Source organism: Marinobacter sp. F4216 (assembly GCF_019931195.1).
GTDB classification, from domain to species: Bacteria; Pseudomonadota; Gammaproteobacteria; order Pseudomonadales; family Oleiphilaceae; genus Marinobacter; species Marinobacter suaedae.
Genome location: NZ_JAIOUO010000002.1, coordinates 529,497 through 553,260 on the forward strand (window position 1 = coordinate 529,497; position 23,764 = coordinate 553,260).

The 23,764-nt window shown below is 57.5% G+C and carries 22 protein-coding genes; 15 read left to right on the forward strand and 7 right to left on the reverse strand.

From position 1 onward, the window contains the following. Positions 1–21: 21 nt before the first annotated feature. A complete protein-coding gene (gene pyk / locus K8I84_RS02930; protein WP_223793220.1) occupies positions 22–1,470 on the reverse strand; it encodes a pyruvate kinase in 1,449 nt (482 codons plus the stop codon). Positions 1,471–1,529: 59 nt separating this feature from the next. After that, on the reverse strand, positions 1,530–2,540 hold the full coding sequence (gene gap, locus K8I84_RS02935) for a type I glyceraldehyde-3-phosphate dehydrogenase (RefSeq protein WP_223793221.1): 1,011 nt from the start codon (positions 2,538–2,540) through the stop codon (positions 1,530–1,532). Positions 2,541–2,687: 147 nt separating this feature from the next. On the opposite strand from gap, the gene edd reads away from it, so the two are divergent. Together edd and glk are read left to right on the forward strand one after the other, a co-directional pair. Further along, positions 2,688–4,508, forward strand: a complete 1,821-nt coding sequence (gene edd, locus K8I84_RS02940) for a phosphogluconate dehydratase (protein ID WP_223793222.1) — start codon at positions 2,688–2,690, stop codon at positions 4,506–4,508. Beyond that, positions 4,505–5,479 (forward strand): glucokinase, encoded by a 975-nt coding sequence (gene glk, locus K8I84_RS02945; protein WP_223793223.1) that lies wholly within the window; start codon positions 4,505–4,507, stop codon positions 5,477–5,479. The genes edd and glk overlap by 4 nt, the downstream gene beginning before the upstream one ends. A 34-nt stretch (positions 5,480–5,513) precedes the next feature. Here the strand turns inward: glk and K8I84_RS02950 are convergent, their stop codons facing one another. Beyond that, the gene (locus tag K8I84_RS02950; RefSeq protein ID WP_223793224.1) at positions 5,514–6,248 is read right to left on the reverse strand and encodes a nitroreductase family protein; all 735 of its coding nucleotides are present in this window, start codon (positions 6,246–6,248) and stop codon (positions 5,514–5,516) included. A gap of 107 nt (positions 6,249–6,355) precedes the next feature. Here K8I84_RS02950 and K8I84_RS02955 point away from each other — a divergent pair, with 107 nt between their 5' ends. Next, the gene (locus K8I84_RS02955) at positions 6,356–6,961 is read left to right on the forward strand and encodes a uracil-DNA glycosylase family protein (protein ID WP_223793225.1); all 606 of its coding nucleotides are present in this window, start codon (positions 6,356–6,358) and stop codon (positions 6,959–6,961) included. Between the two features lies 1 nt (position 6,962). Here K8I84_RS02955 and glpD read toward each other — a convergent pair whose 3' ends face one another. Beyond that, complete coding sequence (glpD, locus tag K8I84_RS02960; RefSeq protein ID WP_223793226.1) at positions 6,963–8,492, reverse strand: glycerol-3-phosphate dehydrogenase; 1,530 nt, start codon at positions 8,490–8,492, stop codon at positions 6,963–6,965. A gap of 161 nt (positions 8,493–8,653) precedes the next feature. Further along, positions 8,654–9,412: a DeoR/GlpR family transcriptional regulator gene (locus K8I84_RS02965; RefSeq protein ID WP_223793227.1), complete on the reverse strand. Its 759-nt coding sequence runs from the start codon at positions 9,410–9,412 to the stop codon at positions 8,654–8,656. Between the two features lie 287 nt (positions 9,413–9,699). Between K8I84_RS02965 and K8I84_RS02970 the strand changes: the two genes are divergently transcribed. Both K8I84_RS02970 and K8I84_RS02975 read left to right on the forward strand, forming a co-directional pair. Further along, a complete protein-coding gene (locus K8I84_RS02970) occupies positions 9,700–10,638 on the forward strand; it encodes a fatty acid desaturase family protein (RefSeq protein ID WP_223793228.1) in 939 nt (312 codons plus the stop codon). Continuing rightward, positions 10,635–10,949 (forward strand): non-heme iron oxygenase ferredoxin subunit, encoded by a 315-nt coding sequence (locus tag K8I84_RS02975; RefSeq protein ID WP_223793229.1) that lies wholly within the window; start codon positions 10,635–10,637, stop codon positions 10,947–10,949. Before K8I84_RS02970 ends, K8I84_RS02975 begins: the two co-directional genes overlap by 4 nt. 58 nt (positions 10,950–11,007) lie before the next feature. Here the strand turns inward: K8I84_RS02975 and K8I84_RS02980 are convergent, their stop codons facing one another. Next, on the reverse strand, positions 11,008–12,711 hold the full coding sequence (locus K8I84_RS02980) for a sigma-54-dependent Fis family transcriptional regulator (RefSeq protein ID WP_223793230.1): 1,704 nt from the start codon (positions 12,709–12,711) through the stop codon (positions 11,008–11,010). A gap of 495 nt (positions 12,712–13,206) precedes the next feature. On the opposite strand from K8I84_RS02980, the gene K8I84_RS02985 reads away from it, so the two are divergent. The 6 genes from K8I84_RS02985 to K8I84_RS03010 all read left to right on the forward strand — a co-directional run bounded on the left by K8I84_RS02985 (position 13,207) and on the right by K8I84_RS03010 (position 19,282). Further along, a complete protein-coding gene (locus K8I84_RS02985; protein ID WP_223793231.1) occupies positions 13,207–14,298 on the forward strand; it encodes an ABC transporter ATP-binding protein in 1,092 nt (363 codons plus the stop codon). Beyond that, complete coding sequence (locus K8I84_RS02990) at positions 14,298–15,398, forward strand: ABC transporter ATP-binding protein (protein ID WP_223793232.1); 1,101 nt, start codon at positions 14,298–14,300, stop codon at positions 15,396–15,398. Before K8I84_RS02985 ends, K8I84_RS02990 begins: the two co-directional genes overlap by 1 nt. Further along, complete coding sequence (locus K8I84_RS02995; protein WP_223793233.1) at positions 15,398–16,264, forward strand: carbohydrate ABC transporter permease; 867 nt, start codon at positions 15,398–15,400, stop codon at positions 16,262–16,264. The genes K8I84_RS02990 and K8I84_RS02995 overlap by 1 nt, the downstream gene beginning before the upstream one ends. Positions 16,265–16,273: 9 nt before the next feature. After that, positions 16,274–17,080: a carbohydrate ABC transporter permease gene (locus K8I84_RS03000; RefSeq protein ID WP_223793234.1), complete on the forward strand. Its 807-nt coding sequence runs from the start codon at positions 16,274–16,276 to the stop codon at positions 17,078–17,080. Between the two features lie 13 nt (positions 17,081–17,093). Next, positions 17,094–17,369 carry a DUF2160 domain-containing protein gene (locus K8I84_RS03005; protein WP_223793235.1) on the forward strand — a complete coding sequence of 92 codons (276 nt, stop codon included), beginning with the start codon at positions 17,094–17,096 and terminating at the stop codon, positions 17,367–17,369. Between the two features lie 164 nt (positions 17,370–17,533). Continuing rightward, positions 17,534–19,282: an extracellular solute-binding protein gene (locus tag K8I84_RS03010; RefSeq protein ID WP_223793236.1), complete on the forward strand. Its 1,749-nt coding sequence runs from the start codon at positions 17,534–17,536 to the stop codon at positions 19,280–19,282. Between the two features lie 79 nt (positions 19,283–19,361). Here K8I84_RS03010 and K8I84_RS03015 read toward each other — a convergent pair whose 3' ends face one another. Beyond that, positions 19,362–20,399, reverse strand: coding sequence for a hypothetical protein (locus K8I84_RS03015; protein WP_223793237.1), 1,038 nt, complete (start codon positions 20,397–20,399; stop codon positions 19,362–19,364). Positions 20,400–20,746: 347 nt separating this feature from the next. On the opposite strand from K8I84_RS03015, the gene K8I84_RS03020 reads away from it, so the two are divergent. From K8I84_RS03020 to K8I84_RS03035, 4 genes are all read left to right on the forward strand, one after another. Then, positions 20,747–21,871: an esterase/lipase family protein gene (locus K8I84_RS03020; protein WP_223793238.1), complete on the forward strand. Its 1,125-nt coding sequence runs from the start codon at positions 20,747–20,749 to the stop codon at positions 21,869–21,871. Positions 21,872–22,051: 180 nt separating this feature from the next. Then, the gene (locus K8I84_RS03025; protein WP_223793239.1) at positions 22,052–22,585 is read left to right on the forward strand and encodes a methylated-DNA--[protein]-cysteine S-methyltransferase; all 534 of its coding nucleotides are present in this window, start codon (positions 22,052–22,054) and stop codon (positions 22,583–22,585) included. Positions 22,586–22,705: 120 nt separating this feature from the next. Continuing rightward, on the forward strand, positions 22,706–23,026 hold the full coding sequence (locus K8I84_RS03030; RefSeq protein WP_223793240.1) for a TraR/DksA family transcriptional regulator: 321 nt from the start codon (positions 22,706–22,708) through the stop codon (positions 23,024–23,026). Positions 23,027–23,051: 25 nt separating this feature from the next. Then, complete coding sequence (locus K8I84_RS03035) at positions 23,052–23,762, forward strand: ABC transporter ATP-binding protein (RefSeq protein ID WP_223793241.1); 711 nt, start codon at positions 23,052–23,054, stop codon at positions 23,760–23,762. The last annotated feature ends 2 nt before the right edge of the window (positions 23,763–23,764 follow it).

The following is a 23,764-nucleotide window of genomic DNA, read 5'->3' on the forward strand; positions in this document are numbered from 1 at the left end:
CGTTTCAGGGATGATGCCGGGTCAACGAATGTCGGCCCCGACTTTCACGATTTTCATGGTATTCGTGCCGCCCTGGGCGTTGACGTAGTCTCCCTTGGTGATTACGACAAGATCTCCCTCCTTCACGATTTCCCGATTGACCAACTCCGAAATGGCCAGGGCGTTGGTACGCTCGTTGGGAACGGTGGCCGAGTCGAAAGGAACCGTCTGTACACCCCGGAACAGCACAACTCGGTGCTGGGTGGAGTGGTGCCGGGAAAAGGAGAAAATCGGCAGGCTGGACTTAATGCGGGACATCAGTCGCGGCGTCGCTCCGGTTTCCGACATGCAGATGATGGCCGTCACCCCTTCAAGGTGATTGGCGGCGTACATGGCGGACAGCGCTATGGCCTCGTCCACCCGCTCCATGCTTTCGTGGATGCGGTGCTTGGACTGGTGCATGGAGGGGTGCTTTTCGGCGCCCAAACAGATGCGGACCATCGCCTCGACGGCTTCTTTCGGGTAATCGCCCACGGCGGTTTCCGCGGACAGCATGACCGCATCGGTGTAGTCCATGACCGCGTTCGCCACATCGGATACTTCCGCCCGGGTTGGCATGGGGTTGGTGATCATGGATTCCATCATCTGGGTTGCCGTAATCACGGCCCGGTTCAGGGTTCTGGCTCGGGCGATGATGTGCTTCTGCACGCCCACCAGTTCCGCATCACCAATCTCTACGGCCAGGTCGCCGCGAGCTACCATGACGGCGTCGGAGGCTTCAATGACCGCATCCAGGGCGGCTTCGTTGTGGGCCAGTTCGGCCCGTTCGATCTTGGCGACCAGGCCGGCATTGGAGCCTGCGTCGCTCAGCAGTTTGCGGGCCGTGTACATGTCTTCAGCCGTTCGGACGAAGGAGACCGCCACATAGTCCGCGCCCAGTCGGGCTGCGGTGACGATGTCCTGCTTGTCCTTTTCGGTGAGCGCTTCGGCCGAGAGTCCACCACCGCGCTTGTTCAGGCCCTTGTTGTTGGATAGCGGGCCGCCAATCAGAACCGTAGAGGTAATGCTGTGTGCATCAACTGACTGCACTTCCATCTCGATTCGGCCATCGTCGAGAACCAGGATATCGCCCGGTTTCACGTCGTCGATCAGCTGTTCGTAGTCGATACCAACACGTTCGGCCGTTCCTGCCTCCTTATCCATGCTCGCATCCAGGACAAAGGTTTGTCCGGCACTCAGGATTACCTTGTTGTCGGCGAATCGGGCGATACGGAGTTTCGGGCCTTGCAGGTCCGCCAGGACGGCGACAAAGCGCCCGTTGGCGGCTGCGGTCTCGCGCACCAGCCGGGCCCGGTTGATGTGCTCCTCGGCGCTTCCATGGGAAAAATTCAGTCGCGTGACATCCACTCCGGCGGCAATGATGGCGGATAACGACTCTGGTGAGTCCGTGGCGGGTCCGAGTGTTGCGACTATTTTGGTGCGCCTGAGCATATTAGGAAGTCCTTAACGGTGCGTTTATCTGTCTAGGTTAGTGGAATTGCTTCGGACAGTCAGCCTTGGCGGGAGGCCCGGTGAAGTGCAAGAGCATTATCCAGCATGCGATTCGAGAATCCCCACTCATTGTCGTACCAGGCCATGACTTTTACATGGCGGCCGAGCACGCGGGTGTGGTTGGCATCGAAAATGCTGGAGAGCTCATTGTGGTTGAAGTCGATGCTCACCAGCTTTTCGCGGTTGAATCCAAGAATCGGAGAGCCTTCCGCCGCTGCCTTGACTGTGCTGTTGATTTCTTGAACAGTGGTATCTCTGCAGGCGATAAAGCCAAAATCCACCAAGGATACGTTAATGGTCGGAACTCGCACGGCCAGGCCATCGAGTTTGCCGTCCAGTTCCGGTATGACCTTGCCAATGGCAGCAGCGGCGCCGGTTTTGGTCGGAATCATGGATTGAGTGGCCGACCTGGCCCGGTAGGGGTCCGGGTGGTAGACATCGTTGAGTGTCTGGTCGTTGGTGTAGGAATGGATGGTTGTCATTAATCCGCTCTCGATGCCTACGCGATCATTCAGTGCCTTGGCAATCGGTGCCAGGCAGTTAGTGGTGCAGCTGGCATTGGAGATTATGCTGTGTCGGCCAGTGAGTGACTGCTCATTTACCCCATAGACAATCGTCGCGTCCGCGTCCGGTGAGGGGGCGGAAATAATGACCTTGCGGGCTCCGGCGTGCAGATGCGCCGCGGCGGCGGATCGATCCGTGAACAGGCCGGTACACTCGAAGACGATGTCGACCTGATGGGATTGCCAGGGCAGCTCTTTCGGATCTCTGATGGCTGACACGGCAATCCGGTCGCCATTGATGGTCAGGGATTCGGCATCGGCGGATACGTCGCCGGAGAATCGCCCGTGAACACTGTCGTACTTGAGCAGGTGGGCGTTGGCAGGGGCATCGGCGAGGTCGTTGATTGCGACGATCTGCATGTGTTGCCGGTAGTTGTTCTCGTAAAGTGCGCGAACAACGTTTCGTCCGATTCGGCCAAAGCCGTTGATAGCAATGCGTAGTGTCATGGTCGGCCTCCTTGGCGACGTTTTCTGCAATCCCTGGTGCGTAGTAAATATGACAACATGATACCGTTAAAGTTCGCTTTTGTTGTGTATTTATAGACTAAATATAGTAAAAATTACTTTCAAAAAGAGAGTGAAGGGAGTTAAGCGATGCAGCCCGTGGTTGACAAGGTTACCCAGCGAATCATTGAGCGGAGTCGGGCTGGTCGTGAGGGCTACCTGAAGCATATGGCGACGCTGAAGGCCCAGTCTCCCCACCGGAGCAGTCTGTCGTGCGGTAATCTGGCCCACGGCTTTGCAGCGTGCAGTCCCGGTGACAAGGACACCCTGCGCTTCATGAACAGGGCCAATGTGGCGATCGTCACTGCCTACAACGATATGCTTTCGGCCCACCAACCCTATGAAAAGTTTCCTGACATTATTCGTGAAGCCGCTCGGGGGATGGGGTCGGTAGCTCAGGTTGCGGGCGGAACGCCCGCCATGTGTGACGGGGTGACCCAGGGGCAGCCGGGGATGGAATTGAGCCTGTTTTCCCGCGATACCATTGCCATGAGCACGGCGGTCGCCCTCAGCCACAACATGTTCGACGCCACCCTGCTGCTTGGTATTTGCGACAAGATCGTACCGGGGCTGCTGATCGGGGCCCTGAGTTTCGGTTACCTGCCAACCGTGCTGGTACCGGCAGGCCCGATGCCTTCCGGGCTGCCGAACAAGGAAAAACAACGTATCCGTCAACTCTATGCCGAGGGCAAGATTGGCAAGGATGAGCTGCTGGAAGCGGAAAGCAAGTCTTACCACAGTCCGGGAACCTGCACCTTCTACGGAACCGCCAACAGCAACCAGCTGTTGGTGGAGGTGATGGGATTGCATTTGCCCGGCGCGGCCTTCGTGAATCCGGGCACGCCGCTGCGGGACGCCCTGACTCGTTACGCCACAGAGCAGGTGATCCGGTTATCGAAGCCCAACGGGGGTGAGCTTGGGCTGGCGGACATGGTGGATGAAAAGAGCATCGTCAACGCACTGGTCGCCCTGCTGGTCACCGGCGGCTCCACCAACCACACCATGCACTGGATCGCCATTGCGCAGGCGGCCGGTATCCTTGTCGACTGGAACGACTTTGCCGACCTGTCGTCCGTGGTCCCCTCCATGACGCGCATCTATCCGAACGGCCAGGAGGACGTGAATGCGTTCCACGAGGCCGGAGGCACCCCGTTTCTGATTCGTGAATTACTTGCCGGCGGTTTCCTGCACAACGACGTAAACACAGTGGTTGGCGAGGGGCTGGAGCGTTACACCCAGGGGGCCTCGCTGGAAGGCGACAAGCTGGTCTGGTCTTCCGCTCCGGAGAAATCCGGAAATCCGGAGGTGCTCAGTACCGCCGCTGAACCCTTTGCGCCGGATGGCGGACTCCGGGTGTTGGACGGCAACCTTGGCCGGGGTGTCATCAAGGTGTCGGCGGTTGCGAAGGAGCATCATAAGGTGGAAGCACCGGCGGTTCTGTTTGACGATCAGGATGATCTGAAAGCCGCCTTTGAGGCCGGCCAGCTGGACAGGGACTGCATCGTCGTGGTTCGGTTCCAGGGGCCTCGGGCCAATGGTATGCCTGAGCTGCACAAGCTGACACCGTATCTGGGGGTGCTTCAGGACCGTGGTTTCAAGGTTGGGCTGGTAACCGATGGGAGGATGTCCGGCGCCTCGGGCAAGGTGCCAGCGGCTATTCATGTGTACCCGGAAGCCCTGGACGGTGGTTCCCTGGCCAAACTGCGCGATGGTGATGTGATATGCCTGGATGCCACCACCGGCAGTCTGTCGGTTTCCCTCACGGACGCCGAGCTGGCGGAGCGCCCGTCGGCCACCCCCGATATGGCGGCGAATCGTCATGGATATGGCCGTGAGCTGTTTGGCTGGATGCGCCGTTCTGCAAGCACGCCCGAAGAGGGCGCCAGCTTTTTCTGGAATCACGATGCATGAGTGAGTCCCGTTATGTGCTGGTGGGGGATGTGGGCGGTACCAATGCCCGCTTTGCCCTGGCAGATACCGACAGCGGCGCACTGGAAGCCATCGAAAGTCTGCCGTGTTCGGAATTCAGCGGCCTTGAGGGTGTGATTGCCAATTACCTCGCACGTGTTGGTGAAAGAAGGGTAGCCAGAGCTTGTCTGGCCGTTGCGGGGATTGTCTCCGAATCGCCCGTCCAGATGACCAACAATCCATGGAGTTTTGTGGTCGATGACGTAATGCATCGATTTGGCTGGCAAGAGTTCCGGGTCATCAATGACTTTTCAGCCATGGCTCTGGGGGCTCTTCAGGTCAGGGACGATCACCAACAGCATGTGTGCGGTGGCCCGGGCGATCAGCATGCGCCAAGGTTGGTACTGGGGCCTGGAACCGGATTGGGAATGGCCGGTCTGGTACCGTCTGGCGACGACTGGATCGTGCTTTCCAGCGAAGGTGGCCACGTGGCTTTTGCGCCAGCGGATGAGGAGGAGTTTGCAGTCCAGGGCGTACTCAGAAAGCGGCACTCAAGGGTGTCCGTGGAGCGGATTCTCAGTGGGCCCGGATTAGTGAATCTCTACCAAGCGTTAGGGGTAGTTCAGGGGCGGGAGGCGCCACTGGATTCGCCCGCCACTATCCTCCAGGCTGCGCAGAGGAGCCAAGATTTGCTGGCGGTGGATGCCTTGAACCGGTTTTGTCACATCCTGGGCCGGGTAGCAGGGGATGCGGTGCTCACCATGGGCAGCACAGGAGGGGTTTACTTGTGTGGAGGCATATTGCCCAGGATGCTGGATTTCCTCTTGGCGAGCCCATTCCGCGCTGGCTTTGAAAACAAGGGGCGGATGAGTTCACTGGTGGCGTCGACGCCGGTGACCGTTATCACTGATCCGTACACCGGCTTGCGTGGCGCGGCTGCCAGCCTGTCAGGAATGGCGGTTGGTCACCCCTGACAGTCTGTTTTGACGATGTCGTGGCGCAGAGCGGTCACAGATAATGAACGAAGCGGGACTGGTCAAACCGGTACTGCTGATTGTACACGCCATCCTCAGCACGTTTGCCGGCGGCCAGCACCATGGTGACCAGACCTTTGCGCGGCAGCTTGAGCAGTTTCTTTACCCGGCATTCATCGAAACCTTCCATCGGACACGAATCGTAGCCATGGGCCCTAAGCGCCAGCATCAGGTTTTCCGCGGCCAGGGCGGTCGACTTGGTGGCCCAGATTTTCATTTCGTTGACCGAGTAGGGCCCCCGGGGCACGGGGCGGGACAGGCCAGCCACCAGTCCGATGGCTTTTTTCGCGGCACCAAACACGCCGAACGGACCCTGGTTGTAGTGAATCGGTGCGATTTTGCGGTAATACTTGTCGACGATGGACGGCATCTTCGTCTCTGGCCACTCCTCCAGTGCAAGCCGGGCGTGGTCGCGCCAGGTATCCGGGCGGGCGACGATGGCAATCAAAAGGGGTGCCGTCTTGGCGGCATTCTGACCCAGGCAGGCCTTGGCCAGTTTTGCTTTGAGTTCTGGCGTTTTGACGACGAAGAACTCCCAGGGCTGAAGGTTGCTGGAGTTGGGCGCGAGGGTGGCCAGTTCCAGGCAGTCGTTCAGAATTTCCTGGGGTATGGGCTCGTCCTTGAATCGGCGTATGGAGCGGCGGCTGCGTACCACCTTTCGAAACTCATCCACGTTGATGTCCGGTAGTGCGCCGGCCTTTGCATTCATGGTCTGTCCTCGGGCGCCTGAATTCGGCGTCAGCTGCTTGTTGAGAGAATCGAGTCGCCCTATGGTTACGGGAAAAACACAGCTATGCAACTTGCCGGGCAGATGACGTGACTGAGGAACTTGCACAATTGCCGTTTGATGAGCTGGTGCGCCGGGTACGCGCGTGCACGCTGTGTCAGGATGTGTTGCCGCTGGGGCCAAGGCCGGTGGTCCAGTTGTCCGAATCCGCCCGCATTCTGGTCGTGGGTCAGGCACCCGGGCGCCGGGTTCACGAAACCGGGTTGCCTTTTAACGACCCGAGCGGAGATCGTCTGCGGGACTGGATGGGGGTGACCCGGGATACCTTTTACGATGAGCAGAAACTGGCGATTTTGCCCATGGGCTTCTGCTACCCGGGAACGGGGAAGTCTGGCGACCTACCGCCTCGGCCAGAGTGTGCTGAGACGTGGCGGCAGGCATTGCTGGACCGGTTGCCCAATATCGAACTGACCCTGTTGATCGGCCAATACGCCCAAAACTGGCATCTACCGGAGGGCAGAAACACGGTGACGGACACCGTCAGGCACTGGCAAACTTACTGGCCGCGGATGATGCCCACGCCTCATCCCAGCCCCCGCAACAATCTGTGGCTCAGGCGCAATCCCTGGTTCGAGGCCGAAGCCGTACCCGCCCTGAGAGAGCGGGTCTCTATGGTGCTATCTAATAGTGCATAGCTCAGGCGAGCTGCTGGGTGGTTGCTGACTTATCCGATCCGCCGGATGTGTTGTCGAGAAACGCCTGCAATGCTCTGGCGCCCTCGTCGTCGAGATACAGTCCCTGTTTTGTCCGGCGCCATAGAATATCTTCGGCATCAACGGCCCATTCTTCTGCCCGCAGGTAGTCCACCTCTTTTTCGTACAGGGTGCCTCCGAAATGCTGCCCCAGGTCACCGACGGACTTCGCGTCTTGCAGCAGCTGGTAAGCACAGGTCCCGTAGGTGCGAACATATCGGCTGATAATGGCATCGGGCAGCCACGGGAAATCATGTTGCATGCGAGCCGCCAGATTGTCCTGGGTATCGAAATCGCCACCGGGCAGTTCCGCTGTTTTGGTCCAGGTTCCACCCGCGTTCGGGAAGAACTTGCACAGGGTGTTTGTGGCGGATTCCGCCAGTTTGCGATAGGTGGTGATCTTGCCGCCAAAGATCGAGAGCAGGGGAGCCTTGCCCGGCTCGGCATTGACCTCGAACGAATAATCCCGCGACGCTTTCTGGGCGTTTTCCTCTTCCCCATCCATTAACGGGCGAACGCCGGAGTAGGACCAGACCACGTCCTTGTCGTTCAGTTGCTGCTTGAAATGGTCGTTTACGATGTTCAGCAGGTACTCGGTCTCTTCGGGGGAGATCGTCGCCTTCTTTGGATCCCCCTGATACTCCACATCGGTGGTACCAACGAGGGAGAACTGGTCTTCGTAAGGAATGACGAAAACGATGCGCTGGTCTTCATTCTGCAGGATATAGGCCTCGGTTCCCTTGTTGAGCCGGGGAACCACAATGTGGCTGCCTTTCACCATGCGAATCATTTTGGGGGCGGGCATTTCCAGGGCCTCGCCGAACAGCTTGCTTACCCATGGGCCAGACGCGTTGACGATGGCTTTGCTTTTGACCACCCGCTCGGAGCCGTCCAGCTCATCCCGTAGGGTCACCGTCCACTCATCGGTTCCCCGGTCCGCTTTTACGCACTTGGTTCGGGTGAGGATTGTGGCGCCACGCTGCTGGGCTTTCTTGGCGGTTAATACCACTAGCCGCGCGTCATCCACCCAGCCATCGGAATATTCAAATCCTTTGGTCAGTTCCGGTTTCAGCGGATCGGATGAGTCGAATCGAATGGAGCGGGAGCCGGGGAGCAGTTCCCGTTTGGCAAGATGGTCGTACAGGAACAAGCCGGTACGGATCATCCAGGCTGGCCGCAGGTGAGGGCGATGGGGCAGCCGAAAGCGCATGGGCCACATAATATGGGGCGAATTGCGCAGCAGGGATTCCCGCTCGGCCAGTGCTTCGCGAACCAGTCGGAATTCGTAATGCTCCAGATAACGCAGCCCGCCGTGGATCAGTTTGCTGCTGCTGGACGATGTGGCCGAGGCGAGGTCGTTCATTTCACACAGCAATACCTTCAGGCCGCGTCCGGCGGCATCCATGGCGATGCCGGTGCCGTTGACGCCACCACCCACTACAACCACATCGTACTGGTCCTTCGCTTGGTCCATTGCGAGTCATCTCCTGACTGAAATCGAAAAAATTGTCCCTGAGTGAGTGCTTTTTGAGCGATGAGAAATATTATGCGAAACAAAGGAAAGTTCGTAAAGGAACCAAACGAATAAAATCGAAGATATAAGGGTGAGTCACTACCTGTTAACGAAAACGCGATTCAGACGATATGCAGATCGACGTTGTTTTCGCTGAGCAGGCGTTTTATGGGGGCGGGTGGTTGCTGGTCGGTAAAGACGTGATGAGCCTGGGTGATGCTGCCAAGGCGTACCATGGCATTACGGCCAAACTTGGTATGGTCAGCCGCGAGCAAGACCTGCGCAGAGTTTGCGATGATGGACTGAGCGACGCGCACTTCCCGGTAGTCAAAATCCAGCAGCGAGCCGTCCTCGTGGATGCCGCTGATACCGATAATGCCGAAATCCATCTTGAACTGATTGATGAAGTCCCGGGTGGCTTCGCCCACAATCCCTCCATCCCGGTGCCGGACTTCACCACCGGCAATGATGACGTGAAAGTCTTCCTTTGCGGACAGGATGGAGGCAACGTGCAAGTTGTTGGTCACAACCTGCAGGTTTCTTTTCCCCAGAAGGGCCCTAGCGATGGTTTCGGTGGTGGTGCCGATGTTAATAAACATGGAGGAACCATCCGGGATCATCTCAACCAGTGCCTGGGCAATGCGTTCCTTGGCCTCCAGATCCATGATCTTCCGGGCCTGGTAGGCCGTGTTCACCGTACTGGAGTCAATGCCTGCGCCCCCGTGGTGCCGACGCACCTTCTTTTCCTGGGCGAGGTCGTTGAGGTCCCTGCGGATGGTTTGTGGCGTGACCTTGAATCGCTCAACCAGCTCATCCGTGGTGGCAAAACCGGTTTCCTGAATGAGCTCCAGAATCAGATCCTTGCGACGCGCCTGTGCCATTCAATAGGCCTCTTTTTTTGTTCGTATTGTTCGTAAACGAATGATGTAAAGATTAAAACGAACATCAGTGTACCGTTTTTCAGGGGGTTATGCAGCGGTGGGGCGCGTGAATTGTACCGCCGTCATCGACCTCGAGCGCCATGGCAATTTCTCCGGGGCAGGCCGTTTTGCAGGACCCAAATGGGGCGTGCTACGGTGAGCAGTATAACCGTATCCGGCGCTTGCCCTGAGCGGAATGGCCCTGAGGTGAGGCCGCCTCGACCGGCAGCACTCGTGGATCACCAGCGATGACACAAGCCATTGTCACACCACTGACCCAGGCGCTTGAAGAAGGCAAGCTGAACCGTGGCGAGCTGAAATCCCTGATGCAGCGTTCGGACGGCCCCGCCCTTTGTAAATTGGCGCTGTGGATGCTGGTGCTGGCCGGAACCACGACACTGATCACGCTTGCATGGATCAGCTGGCTGATCTGGCCGGCCATGTTCCTGCATGGGATTGTGTTGGTCCATCATTTTTCGCTTCAGCATGAATGCGTGCATTACACCGTTTTCCGCACCCGCAAACTGAACAACATCGTCGGGCAGATCTGCGGACTGATTATCCTGCTGCCGCACCGCTTCTTTCGGTATGAGCATTGTGACCACCATACCTATACGCAGCTGACCGGCCAGGACCCTGAGCTGATCCCCTTGCCGAAAACCTTCGGTGAATACCTGCTTTACCTGTCTGCGATCCCTTACTGGACGGCCAAGTTCACCGAGGTTGCCCGTCACGCGATGGGGCGGCTGTCGGACACCGAAAAACGCTTCATTCCGAAGGCGGAGCATGCTGCCGTATACCGGGACGCGCGAATAATGCTGGGGATATATGTGTTGATCTTTTCGGGCATGGCGGTCACAGGCTGGTGGGGGCTGATCTGGTACTGGATCATTCCGCTCTTCCTTGGCGAACCGGTGATGCGTTTTATCCGGATGACGGAACATGTAGGTCGCCCGACCGTGGCGCAGATGAGCGAAAACACCCGCACGAACCTGATTTCCGCCCCGTGGCGGTTTCTGTGCTGGAACATGAACTACCATGCGGAGCATCACTATGTCCCGCTGGTTCCGTATCACGCCCTGCCGCGCCTGCATGAAAAGCTGCGCGACCATATTTACGTCGAGCCGCGCGGCTATTTCGGTGCGCATAGGGAGATCCTGCGGCAAATCAGGGAGGCACGGGCATGAGCGAGAAGCCATGGCGAGACGTCATAGCAGTGGATGATCTTGAAAAGGACTGGGTCACTCGCGTCGAGGTCGGGCGGACGACCATAGCCGTTTACGATACGCCTACCGGAATCTATGCCTCGCTCGCGCTGTGCAGTCATGCGGGTGCCGACCTGTGCGATGGGTATTTCGACAATCATGTCATCGAATGCCCCCTGCATCAGGGGGCCTTTGACGTTCGTGACGGTAAGCCCATCGCCGCGCCCGCAACGCGGGCGATAAGGGGGCTGGAGGTGAGGGTGCGGTATGGGAAGGTGCAGGTGCGGATCTGAAGCGGTTCGGGTGGCGCCTTCCCACAAGTAAGGGCTCCAAATCCCTGGTCGTTTTCGACTAACGAACCCCAAGCTCCCGCAAACGCTTGTAAACTGTATTACGGCTAATGCTGAGTGCCCGGGCGGTATGGGAGATATTGCCCATGCACTCGCGATACGCGTCGAGGGTTTGGGAAAGACCGTCGGACAGGGTCTGGTGAGTCGCACGGTTACCCGATGACTCTACGGCGTTGTTTGAGGTTGACTCAGGAGCGGACAGGAAGTCTTCTGGCAGGTGCCAGAGCTGGACGGGGTCTCCGTCTGCGATGGCTACCGCTACCTTAATCACGTTCTCAAGTTGTCGGATATTGCCCGGCCAGGGGTGCTGGGTCAGGGTTGCCAGAACCGAATCGCTTAATGCCTCTGGCTGTCCGTCATCCCGGTGCTGGCGGTAGATCTGCTGAAACAGTTCCTGCTTGTCCGAGCGTTTTCTCAGTGGCGGCAGCTCCACGCTCAGGCCATTGATCCGGTAATACAGGTCGCTGCGGAACTGGCCCGAATCTATGTGGGACTGCAAGGAGCGGTTGGTGGCGGTAATCAGCAGGATGTCGACGGGTACGCTGTCTGTCGAACCTACGGGGATTACCTCCCGCTCCTGCAGGACTCTGAGTAACCGAGACTGCGCCGCCATCGGCATTTCGCCAATTTCATCGAGAAACAGAATGCCTCTGTGGGCTTTGCGGATGAATCCGATGGCACCCTTGGCGCGGGCACCGGTGAAGGCACCTGGCTGATAGCCGAAGAGTTCGGATTCGACCAGTTCGGATGGAATGGCCGCGCAGTTGACGGACACCAGTGGTTGATCACGGCGGTCACTGGCGTTGTGCAGTGCCTTGACCAGAACCTCCTTGCCAACACCGGTTTCGCCGGTGATGACCAGTGGCACCCCGCGTTTAAGCACCTTGGAGGCAAGGTCGGCGCAGCGACGAACGGTCGCGTCGCCAAACTCAAGCTCCGAAAGGTTCGGGCCTGAGGGCTCTTCAATTTCGGTTTCCCGGGCAAGCTGGCGAACCGGGCGCTCTGGTGCTGGTTGTTCCGGATGCGTTATCCGCGCACTGAGGCGCACTTTGTTGCGGGTAACGAGCTGCATGGGCGCTCGATTCGACTGCTGGAGAATACGCCTCCCAGACCCGGAGAACAGCTCATCCAGAGCGTGGTTCACAGGATTGCTGCAGAGCAGCTGACTCGCACGCTGATTGCACGCGATAACGGTTCCGTTGACCTCGCAGGCGATAATCCCGGACCAGGGGCTGTCAAAGTTGTCGGCGTTGGTGTTGAGTGTGATCAGGCAGTGGCTACCTTCAAAACGCCTGCTGATAAGCCGGTTTTCAATGGACTGGGACAGTAAGCGAACCATGCCCAGGGTATGGGCCTGTGGCAGGTAGGCATCAGTAAACACACTCAGAACACCTGCCAGTTCGTTGCCCGCATCGTAGATGGGCGCGGCGGAACCGATCAGGTTCCTGTGCAGTTTCAGGAAGTGGTCGTTGCGCTGTATTTGAATCGCTGCGCCCGTGGCGACGGCGGTGCCGATGGCGTTGGTTCCACAGGTTTGCTCCCGCCAGTTGGCGCCTTTCTGGAACCAGGGTTTCAGGTTGCGGTCGGTAATGCTTCCATCCCCCCAGCTTTGCAGGACCGTTGCCTGAGCGTCTGCCAGCAAGATCAGGCAGCGGCTGTTGGAGAGCACGTTACGGTAGTAGGGCATGACCTCGGTGTCGGTCACAGAGATTAATTCAGAATGCTCTGAATTTTCTCGGATGCCGGCGGCTGGCCTGCTGCCCGTGGGTGACGGCCGTTGATCGTGTTTCAGGCCCCAGGCTGTGCATCGATTCCATGATTCCCGTATCGCCTGGCGTTCGTTGGAGCAGTCGTTGTTCCCCATGGACTGTACCTTCGGGTTGGTTGTTGTTATTGCCCGTTGTCAGATCCGTGTTCAATCAAGACACCGGAACTGTTCAATCCGTTGTTCAGGCACTGTTCAATGCTGTGTTCAGTCTAGACAAGGTTTGCGGAAACGAAAGTTTTGGGGCTCGGACTCGCGGGTCTTTCATGCCTGAAAAAACGACAGCTAAACAGAGGGTTGGGTGATTGGAGGATCGGAGTCAGCCTGAACTGGTACGGGGCTTGCGTTGTCGAGTGCACACCGTGATCGGCGATCAGGGAAGTAAGTGGGTCGCAACGGCGGGATCTGATGACAAAAGAATAACAAGGAAAGCCTATGTCCCTAACACTGGAGAACATCTCCCGTGTCGTTGATGGCGTGGACTACATTCAAAACGCCAACCTGACCTTTGAGGCAGGCTCGTTCAACGTCCTGCTTGGCCGCACCCTGGCGGGAAAAACCTCGCTGATGCGCCTGATGGCCGGGCTGGACAAGCCGACCACGGGCAGACTCCTGTACCGGGGCGAGGATGTGACCGGGCAATCGGTCCAGAAGCGCAACATCTCCATGATCTACCAGCAGTTCATCAATTATCCCAATCTGACGGTTTACGAGAACATCGCCTCTCCATTGAGACTGGCCAGGATGTCCGACAGTGAGATCGACCGGCGGGTGAAGGAAACCGCGGCCATGCTGCACATTGAAGCGCTGCTCAAGCGCCATCCACTGGAGCTGTCCGGCGGCCAACAGCAGCGCACCGCCATGGCCAGGGCACTGGTCAAAGACGCCACCCTGATTCTGTTTGATGAGCCGCTGGTCAATCTGGATTACAAGCTTCGGGAAGAGCTTCGGGCCGAGCTCCGTGGCCTGTTCCGGGAACGTCAGTGCATTGCGGTGTACGCCACCACCGAGCCCAACGAAGCGCTGGCACTGGGCGGAACCACGACCCTGTTGCACGAAGGGAAGGTGGTACAGACCGGGCCGGTCATGGACGTGTATCGGGCGCCCGTCAGCACCCTGGCAGCCCAGCTCTTCAGCGAACCGCCCATGAACCTGATTCGGGGCCGGGTGACCGAAACCGAGGTTACCTTTGACGAGTATTCCCATCACGCGCTGAATCAGGAGTTGGCGGCGTTGAAGCCCGGCGAATACTGGTTTGGCATTCGGCCTAGCCACATTGGCCTGGTCCCTGCCAATGACGACGATCTGGAGATGTCCATGGAGGTGGCGCTCAGCGAGATCAGCGGCTCCGAGACGTTCATGCATGTGCAGAACCGTTACTTCGAAATGGTGCTTCAACTGATGGGGGTGCACCAGTATCACACCGGAGCCCCGGTGAAAGTCTATCTGCCCATCAACAAGTTATTCGTGTTCGACAGCCATGAGCAGTTGGTACTGACTCCGGCACAATCGACAGGAGGTGGCTGATGGCTGAGATACAACTGAAGTCACTGGCACACAGTTATAGCTCCACACCTTCAGATCCCGCGGACTATGCCATCCGGCAGCTGGACCATGTCTGGGAACGGGGTGGGGCATACGCACTGCTCGGTCCCTCCGGCTGTGGCAAGAGCACCATGCTCAATATCATCTCCGGGTTGGTTCAGCCGTCGGAGGGTGAGGTGTTGTTCGACGGGCGGCGGGTGAATGAGATGTCTCCCCGGGAGCGCAATATTGCCCAGGTGTTCCAGTTCCCGGTCGTTTACGACTCCATGACCGTGTACGACAACCTGGCGTTTCCCCTCAAGAACAACAAAATGGCTGGCTCCAGGATCAAGGCCCGGGTGCATGAGATTGCCGAGGTCCTGGAGATTGAGGACAAGCTCTATCGGAAAGCCAAGAACCTGACGGCGGATGAAAAACAGAAGGTCTCCATGGGCCGTGGTCTGGTGCGCGAGGATGTCTCTGCCATCCTGTTCGATGAACCGCTCACGGTCATTGATCCGCAGCTCAAATGGCGTTTGCGGCGCAAGCTCAAGCAGATTCACGAGCAGTTCGACATCACCATGGTGTACGTCACCCACGATCAGCTGGAAGCTTCCACCTTCGCGGACAAGATTGCAGTGATGTACGACGGCCAGATTGTTCAGTTCGGCACGCCCACGGAACTGTTCGAGCAACCCAATCACACGTTCGTCGGGTTCTTTATCGGCAGTCCCGGCATGAACCTGATCGAGGTAAAGCGGTGTGCCGAAGGGGTGTGCTTCGGAACGACCGTCATCCCCCTTGAGCCCTGGCAAATCGATCGGTTGGAGCTGATGAAATCCGCCAACGTCAAAGTCGGTATCCGGCCGGAATTTGTCGAGCTGGCCCGGCAGCCGTCGGACGACGCCTTCGAGTCCGAGGTGCTGGACGTGGAGGATCTGGGCACCTACAAGATCGTGACGGTTCAGTTGGGAGATGAGCGGCTCAAGGTCCGGCAAAGCGAAGAATTCGAAGTTCGTGTTGGCGGGCAGATCTACGTCTCGTTTCCCCGCCAGTGGCTGAAGCTGTACGTGGATGAATTTCTGGTACAGGAGCATCAGTGATGGACAAGATACCCAACAATCGGGCCTGGTGGCTGGTACTGCCGGTCTTCATTCTGGTGGCGTTTTCCGCGCTGGTGCCGTTGATGACGGTGGTGAACTACTCGGTTCAGGACATTTTCGGGCCAGGGCAGGCGTATTTTGTGGGTACCGAATGGTTTCGTGAGGTGCTGACGAATGAGCGGCTGCAGGAATCGCTGATTCGCCAGTTCGTGTTTTCGGGCGCCGTATTGCTCATCCAGATTCCCCTCGGTATTGCGGTGGCCCTGATGATGCCCAAGACCGGCATCAAGGCGTCGCTCTGCCTGATCCTGCTGGCCATTCCGCTGCTCATACCCTGGAACGTGGTAGGTACCATCTGGCAGATCTTTGGTCGGGGGGATATCGGGTTGTTCGGCTGGGGGCTGAACGAACTGGGCTTTGACTATAACTACACCGGTGACACCGGCGATGCCTGGTTTACCGTTCTGTTGATGGATGTCTGGCACTGGACGCCGCTTGTGGCGCTGCTGTGCTATTCGGGCCTGCGGGCGATTCCAGAAGCCTTTTACCAGGCGGCGGAAATTGACCGAGCCTCCAAGTGGGCGGTGTTCCGCTACATCCAGCTGCCCCGGTTGAAAAACGTCCTGATCATCGCCGTGCTGTTGCGGTTTATGGACAGTTTCATGATCTACACCGAGCCCTTCGTGTTGACCGGCGGTGGCCCGGGCAGTTCCACCACCTTCCTGAGCCAGACCCTGACCACCATGGCGATTGGCCAGTTTGACCTTGGCCGGGCGGCGGCCTTCTCGCTCATTTATTTCCTCATTGTGCTGCTGGTGTCCTGGCTGTTCTTTACCGCCATCACCCACGCGGACAAGAAGCAATAGGAGGCGGTGATGGAAAACAGTCGGGGCAAGAACATTGGTATAACAATTTTTATCGTACTGCTACTCACGCCGATCTACTGGTTGCTCAATATGTCGTTCAAGACCAACCAGGAAATACTGGGCGGCCTGACCCTGTGGCCAGAGAACTTCACGCTGCACAATTACGAGGTGATCTTCACCGATCCGAGCTGGTACAACGGTTATATCAACTCGATGATCTACGTCTCCATGAACGTGGTGATTACCCTGCTGGTGGCGCTGCCGGCCGCCTATGCCTTCAGCCGCTACAAGTTTCTGGGCGACAAGCATCTGTTCTTCTGGTTGCTCAGTAACCGCATGGCGCCGCCGGCGGTCTTCCTGCTGCCGTTCTTTCAGCTCTATTCCTCGATTGGCCTGTTCGATACCCACATTGCGGTTGCGCTGGCGCATTGCCTGTTCAACGTGCCGCTGGCGGTGTGGATTCTTGAAGGCTTCATGTCCGGGGTGCCCCGGGAATACGACGAAATGGCGTACATCGACGGTTACAGCTTTCCGAAGTTTTTCGTGAAGATCTTCCTGCCGATGATCCGCTCCGGAATTGGCGTGACCGCCTTTTTCGCGTTCATGTTTTCCTGGGTGGAACTGTTGCTGGCGCGCACGCTGACTTCGGTGGACGCTCAACCCATTGCTGCCATCATGACCCGGACGGTGGGGGCCAGCGGCATAGATTGGGGGGTGCTGGCGGCGGCTGGTTCGCTCACGATTATTCCGGGCCTGCTGGTGATCTGGTTCGTGCGAAATCACGTGGCCAAGGGCTTTGCCCTCGGACGGGTTTGAGGGGAGAACTGCGATGCTTGCATGGATGAACTGGACACCGGCGGTCGCCACCTTTTTTGGTGTGATTGCGGCCATCCTGCTGGTGATGACCATCTACGAACTAGTCTCACCCTGTGTTGAGCGCAAAGGGTTTCTGCCCATTGCCACCACACGGGGGGATCGCCTGTTTATTGGTTTGCTTTCGGCGGCTTACATCCATCTGGCGTTTCTGGCTGTCAGCAATGTGAGTCTCTGGATCGCCCTCGTTGTTTCGGTGATCTGGCTGTTGGTGTTGTTGCGCTGGGGCTGAAGGGGCGACGTTTGGCCCGGCTTGTCCATCAGTGCGGAAGGGGAAGAAGAATGGATCCGGCGTTGTCCGGGTTCGAAGCAAGGGATAGCGGTAACAACGCTATGAAAGGTGAACGAAACGGAGTCTGTTTCGTCCCATCCAATAGACGATGAATGAGGTTGGATATGTTCAAGAACAATAACTATCCGAGCGCTCTTTTGCTCAGCGCTGCCGTTGGCGCTGCGGGGGTAGCAGTGAGTTTTCCCGCTAGTGCCGACCAGTATTCCGATGCGGCCGAAAAATGGGTGAATGAGTCGTTCAAACGGTCGACCCTGACCAAGGAAGAGCAACTGGAGGAACTGGCCTGGTTTACCAAGGCCGCAGAACAGTTCCGGGGCATGGATATCAACGTGGTGTCGGAAACCATCGCTACCCACGAATACGAAGCCAGTACTCTGGCCAAGGCCTTTACGGATATCACCGGCATCAACCTGACGCACACGCTGATTCAGGAAGGGGATGTGATCGAGAAGTTACAGACCCAGATGCAGTCGGGCCGGAATATCTACGACGCCTACGTCAACGACTCGGATCTGATCGGCACCCATTTCCGTTACGGCAAGGTGGTCCCGGTGCAGTCGATCATGGAAGGGGCGGGTAAAGACCTCACTCTTCCGACTCTGGATCTGGACGACTTCATCGGTCTGGATTTTGTGACTGCGCCGGACGGCACCCTGTATCAGTTGCCGGACCAGCAGTTTGCCAACCTGTACTGGTTCCGTGCTGACTGGTTTGAGCGCGACGACCTGAAGAGTCAGTTCAAGGAGATCTACGGTTACGACCTGGGTGTTCCGGTCAACTGGTCCGCTTATGAAGACATTGCCGAGTTCTTCTCTGTTCATGTGAAAGAGATTGATGGTAAACGTGTCTACGGGCACATGGATTACGGCAAGAAAGACCCCTCACTGGGCTGGCGTTTTACCGATGCCTGGTTCTCCATGGCGGGTGCCGGTGACAAAGGCCTGCCCAATGGCCTGCCGGTGGACGAGTGGGGTATTCGCGTCGAGGAGTGCCATCCGGTGGGTTCCAGCGTCAGCCGCGGTGGTGCCACCAATGGCCCGGCTGCGGTGTACGCCACCACCAAATACGTGGACTGGCTGGAAAAGTACGCGCCGCCTGAAGCTCCGGGCATGACCTTCTCCGAAGCCGGACCGGTTCCTGCTCAGGGCAATGTGGCACAGCAGATCTTCTGGTACACCGCCTTTACGGCCAGCATGGTGAAAGACGGCCTGCCGGTGGTGAACGAAGACGGTACACCCAAGTGGCGCATGGCACCTTCTCCGCGGGGGCCCTACTGGGAAGAGGGCATGAAGCTGGGGTATCAGGACGTGGGTTCCTGGACTTTCTTCGATTCCACGCCGGAAAAACGCCGGCTGGCGGCCTGGCTGTATGCTCAGTTCACCGTGTCGAAGACCGTATCGCTGGAGAAAACCCTGGCTGGCCTGACGCCGATTCGAGAGTCGGACATCAACTCGGATGAAATGACCGAAGCCGCACCGCGTCTGGGTGGCCTGGTGGAGTTCTATCGCAGCCCGGCACGGGTTCAGTGGTCGCCCACCGGCACCAACGTTCCGGACTACCCCAAGTTGGCTCAGCTGTGGTGGCAGTTTATCGCCCAGGCGGCCAGTGGTGAGGCAACGCCACAAGAAGCGCTGGACGGCCTGGCCAAGGCTCAGGACCGGGTGCTTGAGCGGTTGGAACGCGCCAATGTGATGGCAACCTGTGGACCCAAACTCAATGAGCCTCGGGACCCTCAGTACTGGCTGGATCAGCCTGGCTCGCCCAAGGCTAAACTGGATAATGAGAAGCCACAGGGTAAGACGGTTCCCTATCAGGAACTGCTGAAAACCTGGGAAGATGCTCGTCAGAGCTAAGCATTGAGGTCATGCCCGCCGGTTCGGACAAGGTTTCGAACCGGCGGGCACTCGATGTGGTTTTTCTTGAGGCATCAGTTCAGTTCTGGCCGTAAACCCGTTCCCGCTCATAGCGGTAATAGCCGGCTTCTTCCTCCGCCTGAATGATTTCCGCCATTTCTTGGCCAAGAATCTCTCTGGCAGCCTGATTCAACGCTTTGTCACGATCCGGGCCTGATTCGTAGGTTTCCAGAATGGTCTCGCGTTTTGCCTGGTATTGCTCGCCTTTGCTCCAGCGTTGGTCTCTGGTGCGATCAAGCTCGGACCACCGGTTAAGGGCGTCTTCGTTCATGCCCAATTCTGCGCGAATGCCCCGGAGAGTATTGTAGCGCTCGGAGGCCGGCTGCTGCTGAAGGTCGGCCTGGATGGAGGGGAGCGCGAGGAAGCGATCCGTCAGTTCCTGACGTCGGTTTTCCAGTACCAGATCCGCCTGATCTTCATAGGTTTGCTGGATGACTTCCGAATAGGTGTGTACTTTGCTGAGGGGGGAGCCGGTGCCAGCGTCAATCTGTTGAAGCGAGGTGGCCAATGCGTAGTTTCGGATTTCAGCCTGCCAGATCACTTCGGCATCTTCGCCGAACAGCTCTCTCCGCTTGGCCCAGATAAAGGCGTGGCGTTCCTCAGGCGTCATGGCTTTCAGCGTGTAGCGCTCTTGCTCCATGAACGTCTTGTAGTCGAGCAGGGCGGTGAGCCTTTGTTTTAACGCTTCTCCGTGTTCGGGAAACCAGAGGTCAAGCAATGCGAGAAGGTTTTCCTGCCAATGTTCCGGATCGATGGCAGACAGGTAGCGCATCATTTCCTCGAGCAGCCGGATCTGGATTTTGGGTTCGCTCAGATGCTGGCCATAGTGTGCCCTTAGCTGTGCGCGAATGTCTTCCAGATTCTCATCTTTGGCAGCAGTCTGTGTCGTGACCAGGGATGTGGCGACTTCCGTCGTTTTATTGGCCGGTGTGGTCGCGATTGCATCGTTGGCGGGCGGAATGGGCACTTTTTCGTTCCGGACGTCGTGCCAGAAAAATGCAGCAATACCGATGGCAATGCTGGCGCAGGCGATGCCGGAGACACCTTTCATGTTCACGCTGAAGATCTCCTGATTATTTTTGTCGTTATGGTCTGGTGCGGATAGGTTGCCGTGACTCTGATTGGTTGCCAAGTCGCGGTAGGAAAAAACGATCGGTCAAAAAATGCACACGTGATAGTGGTCACAAAAACACGCGAGTGGATACGATACAAATTAACTGTCTAATAATTAGACAGCCCGGTTGTCTGGACGGCAGTGAATAGTGCTGACGAAAACCTGAGGGGGAAGTTCAGGGATGAGTAGTAGGAAAAGGAGATTGGCCCCTTAGTAATTTGGGTGGGAGTGTGACTCCAGACAGTAAGTACCGTGGTTAGGCTCACAAAAAAAACAAGAGGCTAACAACCATGAACAACATGAAACCCCTGAAAACACTTGGTGTAGCTGCCTGCTTTGTGGCTGCCGCAATGACCGCTTCCCAAGCGGCTGCCCGGACCGCAAACCAGACGAAATTCCCAATTGTATTCGCCCACGGCATGGCCGGTTTCGACGATATCCTTGGTTACGACTACTGGGGTGACGACTATGGGACCTACGTGCTGGATGCGTGCGATAAATTCCTGGAAGTAAACTGCAATGGCGGCATCAATGACAACCAGAGGAGTTACGTTTCTCAGGTGACGCCTTTCGAGAGCTCCGAAGTCCGTGGCCATCAACTGGCCAATAACATCGAAAGCTATATGGCCACCTCTGGCACCAGTTATGTGAACATTGTGTCCCACTCCCAGGGCGGTATTGACTCCCGCAAGGCGGCCAGGTTGCTCCGCGAGCGCAAGGGCTACCGGGTTGTGAAAACCCATGTGAGCGTGTCATCACCGCATCGTGGCTCCCCCGTTGCCAAATACATCCTGGATCACTACGCCAACCGGGTCACCGAGACCCTGGCGAACTACTTCGGCAATATCGTTTACAACAATGGTAATGATGCCATCGCTGGTGCCAAGCAGCTGGTCTTCAACGATTACGATCCGAACGATGGCGTAACCACTGGTATGAAGGCGTTTAACCAGAAGTACCCGGTGAGCAGCACCTATATGGAACATTCCGCGTCGCTCATGACGGCCCAGGATGGTTCCGGCGTAAACCCCGCCCTCTGGCTGCTCAGTGAACTGATCTATGACATCGATGGCGACGGCTACTGCTATGAGGACTGCAACAATGACGGCGCGGCTGGCCAGGGTGATGGAAATCCCAACGAGCGTGATGACGACGGGTTGGTCGGCATAAACAGTCAGCAGCAGGGTTATCGACTGCAATATTATGAGTGCTTCGGCTGTCTGGATTATGTTTGGGAGCGAACCGAGTTGGGTTATGTGTCCGACATTAACCACCCGAACAGCACTCAGGCGACATCATCAACCTACGTCATTAATCAGGATCATCTGGATGTCATTGGTGTCGGCCCAGATACCTTTGACGAGATGGAGTTCTATGCAGCGATTACGGACTACATTGCCGATCGCGGCCACTGAACCAGCAGGTGAATGTTGTGAGTAACACAGGCCAGTCCTGCAAAGGGCTGGCCTTTTTTTGTCACCACTGTAAATTTCCCAACTTGGTCATATTTGCGTCATACTAGCTCTCGCGATGTTTTGGCCCAATCGGCTAGGGTGTTTGATGAGCTGAAGGGGCGGGCCTACGAGGGCAAGACAATGACGAAAAAGCACGACTTGAAAGGTGAACCCATCGTTTGGCAGGTGGGCAATTGCTATCTGGGAAATGTGCTGGTGGCCCGAACGTCAAAAGGTGTTTGTGCCGTCCTGCCTGGAGACTCGCCTGAGGAGTTGGTTGCCGAGCTGGCCCGTCGCTTTCCCGGCGCCGAACTGGAACATTGCGGCAGCTACCGGGAAGACTGGTTCCAGGGGGTGATGGATTGCCTGGTGGATAGCCGAAAGGCGTCGAGCGTTCGCCTCGATCTCCGTGGCACGGATTTCCAGCGCAAGGTGTGGAAAACGCTGCGGGAAATCCCCACCGGCAGTTGCGCCAGCTACAGCGAAGTGGCACGCCAGCTGGGCATGCCTACCGGCTCCCGGGCTGTAGCCAGTGCATGTGCAGCCAACCCGGTTGCTGTGCTCGTACCCTGTCACAGGGTGCTTCGTCGTGATGGCAGTCTGTCAGGCTACCGATGGGGCCTGCAGCGCAAACGTGCACTTCTTGAGCACGAGCAGTCACTCTCCGAGCGCTGACCCTCCCTTTACACGCCTCTGTCAAAATTTGATGAGCATCAAGCTCTGGTTGGGCTTATGCTTTAGGGTGATATCCATGATCAGAGAGACCGGACTTTTTGGCAGGCAGGAGGCGTTTATATGAATAACCGCAAGGCAGAACTTGAAACCCTCAGGGCGGACTTGAAAGCCCGACTGGCGCGATATGAAGCCCATCAGCACCGGGAAGATGGTGCGCTGGATAAGGATTTTGAGGAGCAGGCCACACAAACCCAGAACGATGAGGTGGTTGATTCCCTTGAATCTGAAGTCCGTGTTGAGCTGGTGCAGATCGAACGGGCTCTTGAGCGGATAGCCCATGGTCTGGGTGACGAGTGCGAGTCTTGCGGCGAGCCGATAGATCCCCGGCGTCTTCAGGTGCTGCCTTATACCACTGTCTGTGTGGATTGCGCCGAAGACTGACCCGCCTCTGCCAGGGATGGTAGCGATGGATGCCCAATCGGTTTTCCGAACCCGCGGTCTCACCAAATCCTACGGTGAGGGCGATGTGCGAATCTGGGCTCTCCGAGGCGTTGATCTGGATCTTTACGCCGGCGAGCTAGTGGTTTTGCTGGGGGCTTCCGGTTCCGGAAAGTCCACTCTCCTGAACATCCTCGGTGGGTTGGATGTGCCTTCTTCCGGAGAGGTCTGGTACCGGAACACGGATCTCAGCCGGGCTGATGACCGGGCGCTCACTGCCTACAGGCGGGATCACGTGGGCTTCGTTTTTCAGTTCTATAACCTCATCCCGAGTTTGACGGCGTGGGAAAACGTTGCCGTGGTAACGGAGATCGCCGAGCACCCCATGGCGCCGGAAGACGCGCTGGCCATGGTCGGTCTGAAAGAACGGATTCATCACTTTCCTGCCCAGCTTTCAGGGGGGGAACAGCAGCGGGTCGCCATTGCCAGAGCCATTGCAAAATGTCCTGAAGTGCTTCTGTGCGACGAACCAACCGGTGCTCTGGATTCGGCCACCGGCATATTGGTTCTCGAAGCACTGGAAAAGGCCAATCGAGAGACCGGTACCACCACGGTCATCATTACCCACAACGCATCCATTGCGCGCATGGCAGACCGGGTAATCACGCTTTCCGATGGCCTGATCAGTGGCGAACAGAGAAACGCCACCAGAGCCTCCCCTCAAGACCTGAGTTGGTGACT

Excerpts from the sequence above, each read along its gene's own strand:
- pyk (WP_223793220.1), bottom strand. The coding sequence starts at position 1,470 with ATGCTCAGGCGCACCAAAATAGTCGCAACACTCGGACCCGCCACGGAC.
- gap (WP_223793221.1), bottom strand. The coding sequence starts at position 2,540 with ATGACACTACGCATTGCTATCAACGGCTTTGGCCGAATCGGACGAAAC.
- edd (WP_223793222.1), top strand. The coding sequence starts at position 2,688 with ATGCAGCCCGTGGTTGACAAGGTTACCCAGCGAATCATTGAGCGGAGT.
- glk (WP_223793223.1), top strand. The coding sequence starts at position 4,505 with ATGAGTGAGTCCCGTTATGTGCTGGTGGGGGATGTGGGCGGTACCAAT.
- K8I84_RS02950 (WP_223793224.1), bottom strand. The coding sequence starts at position 6,248 with ATGAATGCAAAGGCCGGCGCACTACCGGACATCAACGTGGATGAGTTT.
- glpD (WP_223793226.1), bottom strand. The coding sequence starts at position 8,492 with ATGGACCAAGCGAAGGACCAGTACGATGTGGTTGTAGTGGGTGGTGGC.
- K8I84_RS02965 (WP_223793227.1), bottom strand. The coding sequence starts at position 9,412 with ATGGCACAGGCGCGTCGCAAGGATCTGATTCTGGAGCTCATTCAGGAA.
- K8I84_RS02970 (WP_223793228.1), top strand. The coding sequence starts at position 9,700 with ATGACACAAGCCATTGTCACACCACTGACCCAGGCGCTTGAAGAAGGC.
- K8I84_RS02975 (WP_223793229.1), top strand. The coding sequence starts at position 10,635 with ATGAGCGAGAAGCCATGGCGAGACGTCATAGCAGTGGATGATCTTGAA.
- K8I84_RS02985 (WP_223793231.1), top strand. The coding sequence starts at position 13,207 with ATGTCCCTAACACTGGAGAACATCTCCCGTGTCGTTGATGGCGTGGAC.
- K8I84_RS02990 (WP_223793232.1), top strand. The coding sequence starts at position 14,298 with ATGGCTGAGATACAACTGAAGTCACTGGCACACAGTTATAGCTCCACA.
- K8I84_RS02995 (WP_223793233.1), top strand. The coding sequence starts at position 15,398 with ATGGACAAGATACCCAACAATCGGGCCTGGTGGCTGGTACTGCCGGTC.
- K8I84_RS03000 (WP_223793234.1), top strand. The coding sequence starts at position 16,274 with ATGGAAAACAGTCGGGGCAAGAACATTGGTATAACAATTTTTATCGTA.
- K8I84_RS03005 (WP_223793235.1), top strand. The coding sequence starts at position 17,094 with ATGCTTGCATGGATGAACTGGACACCGGCGGTCGCCACCTTTTTTGGT.
- K8I84_RS03010 (WP_223793236.1), top strand. The coding sequence starts at position 17,534 with ATGTTCAAGAACAATAACTATCCGAGCGCTCTTTTGCTCAGCGCTGCC.
- K8I84_RS03020 (WP_223793238.1), top strand. The coding sequence starts at position 20,747 with ATGAACAACATGAAACCCCTGAAAACACTTGGTGTAGCTGCCTGCTTT.
- K8I84_RS03025 (WP_223793239.1), top strand. The coding sequence starts at position 22,052 with ATGACGAAAAAGCACGACTTGAAAGGTGAACCCATCGTTTGGCAGGTG.
- K8I84_RS03030 (WP_223793240.1), top strand. The coding sequence starts at position 22,706 with ATGAATAACCGCAAGGCAGAACTTGAAACCCTCAGGGCGGACTTGAAA.
- K8I84_RS03035 (WP_223793241.1), top strand. The coding sequence starts at position 23,052 with ATGGATGCCCAATCGGTTTTCCGAACCCGCGGTCTCACCAAATCCTAC.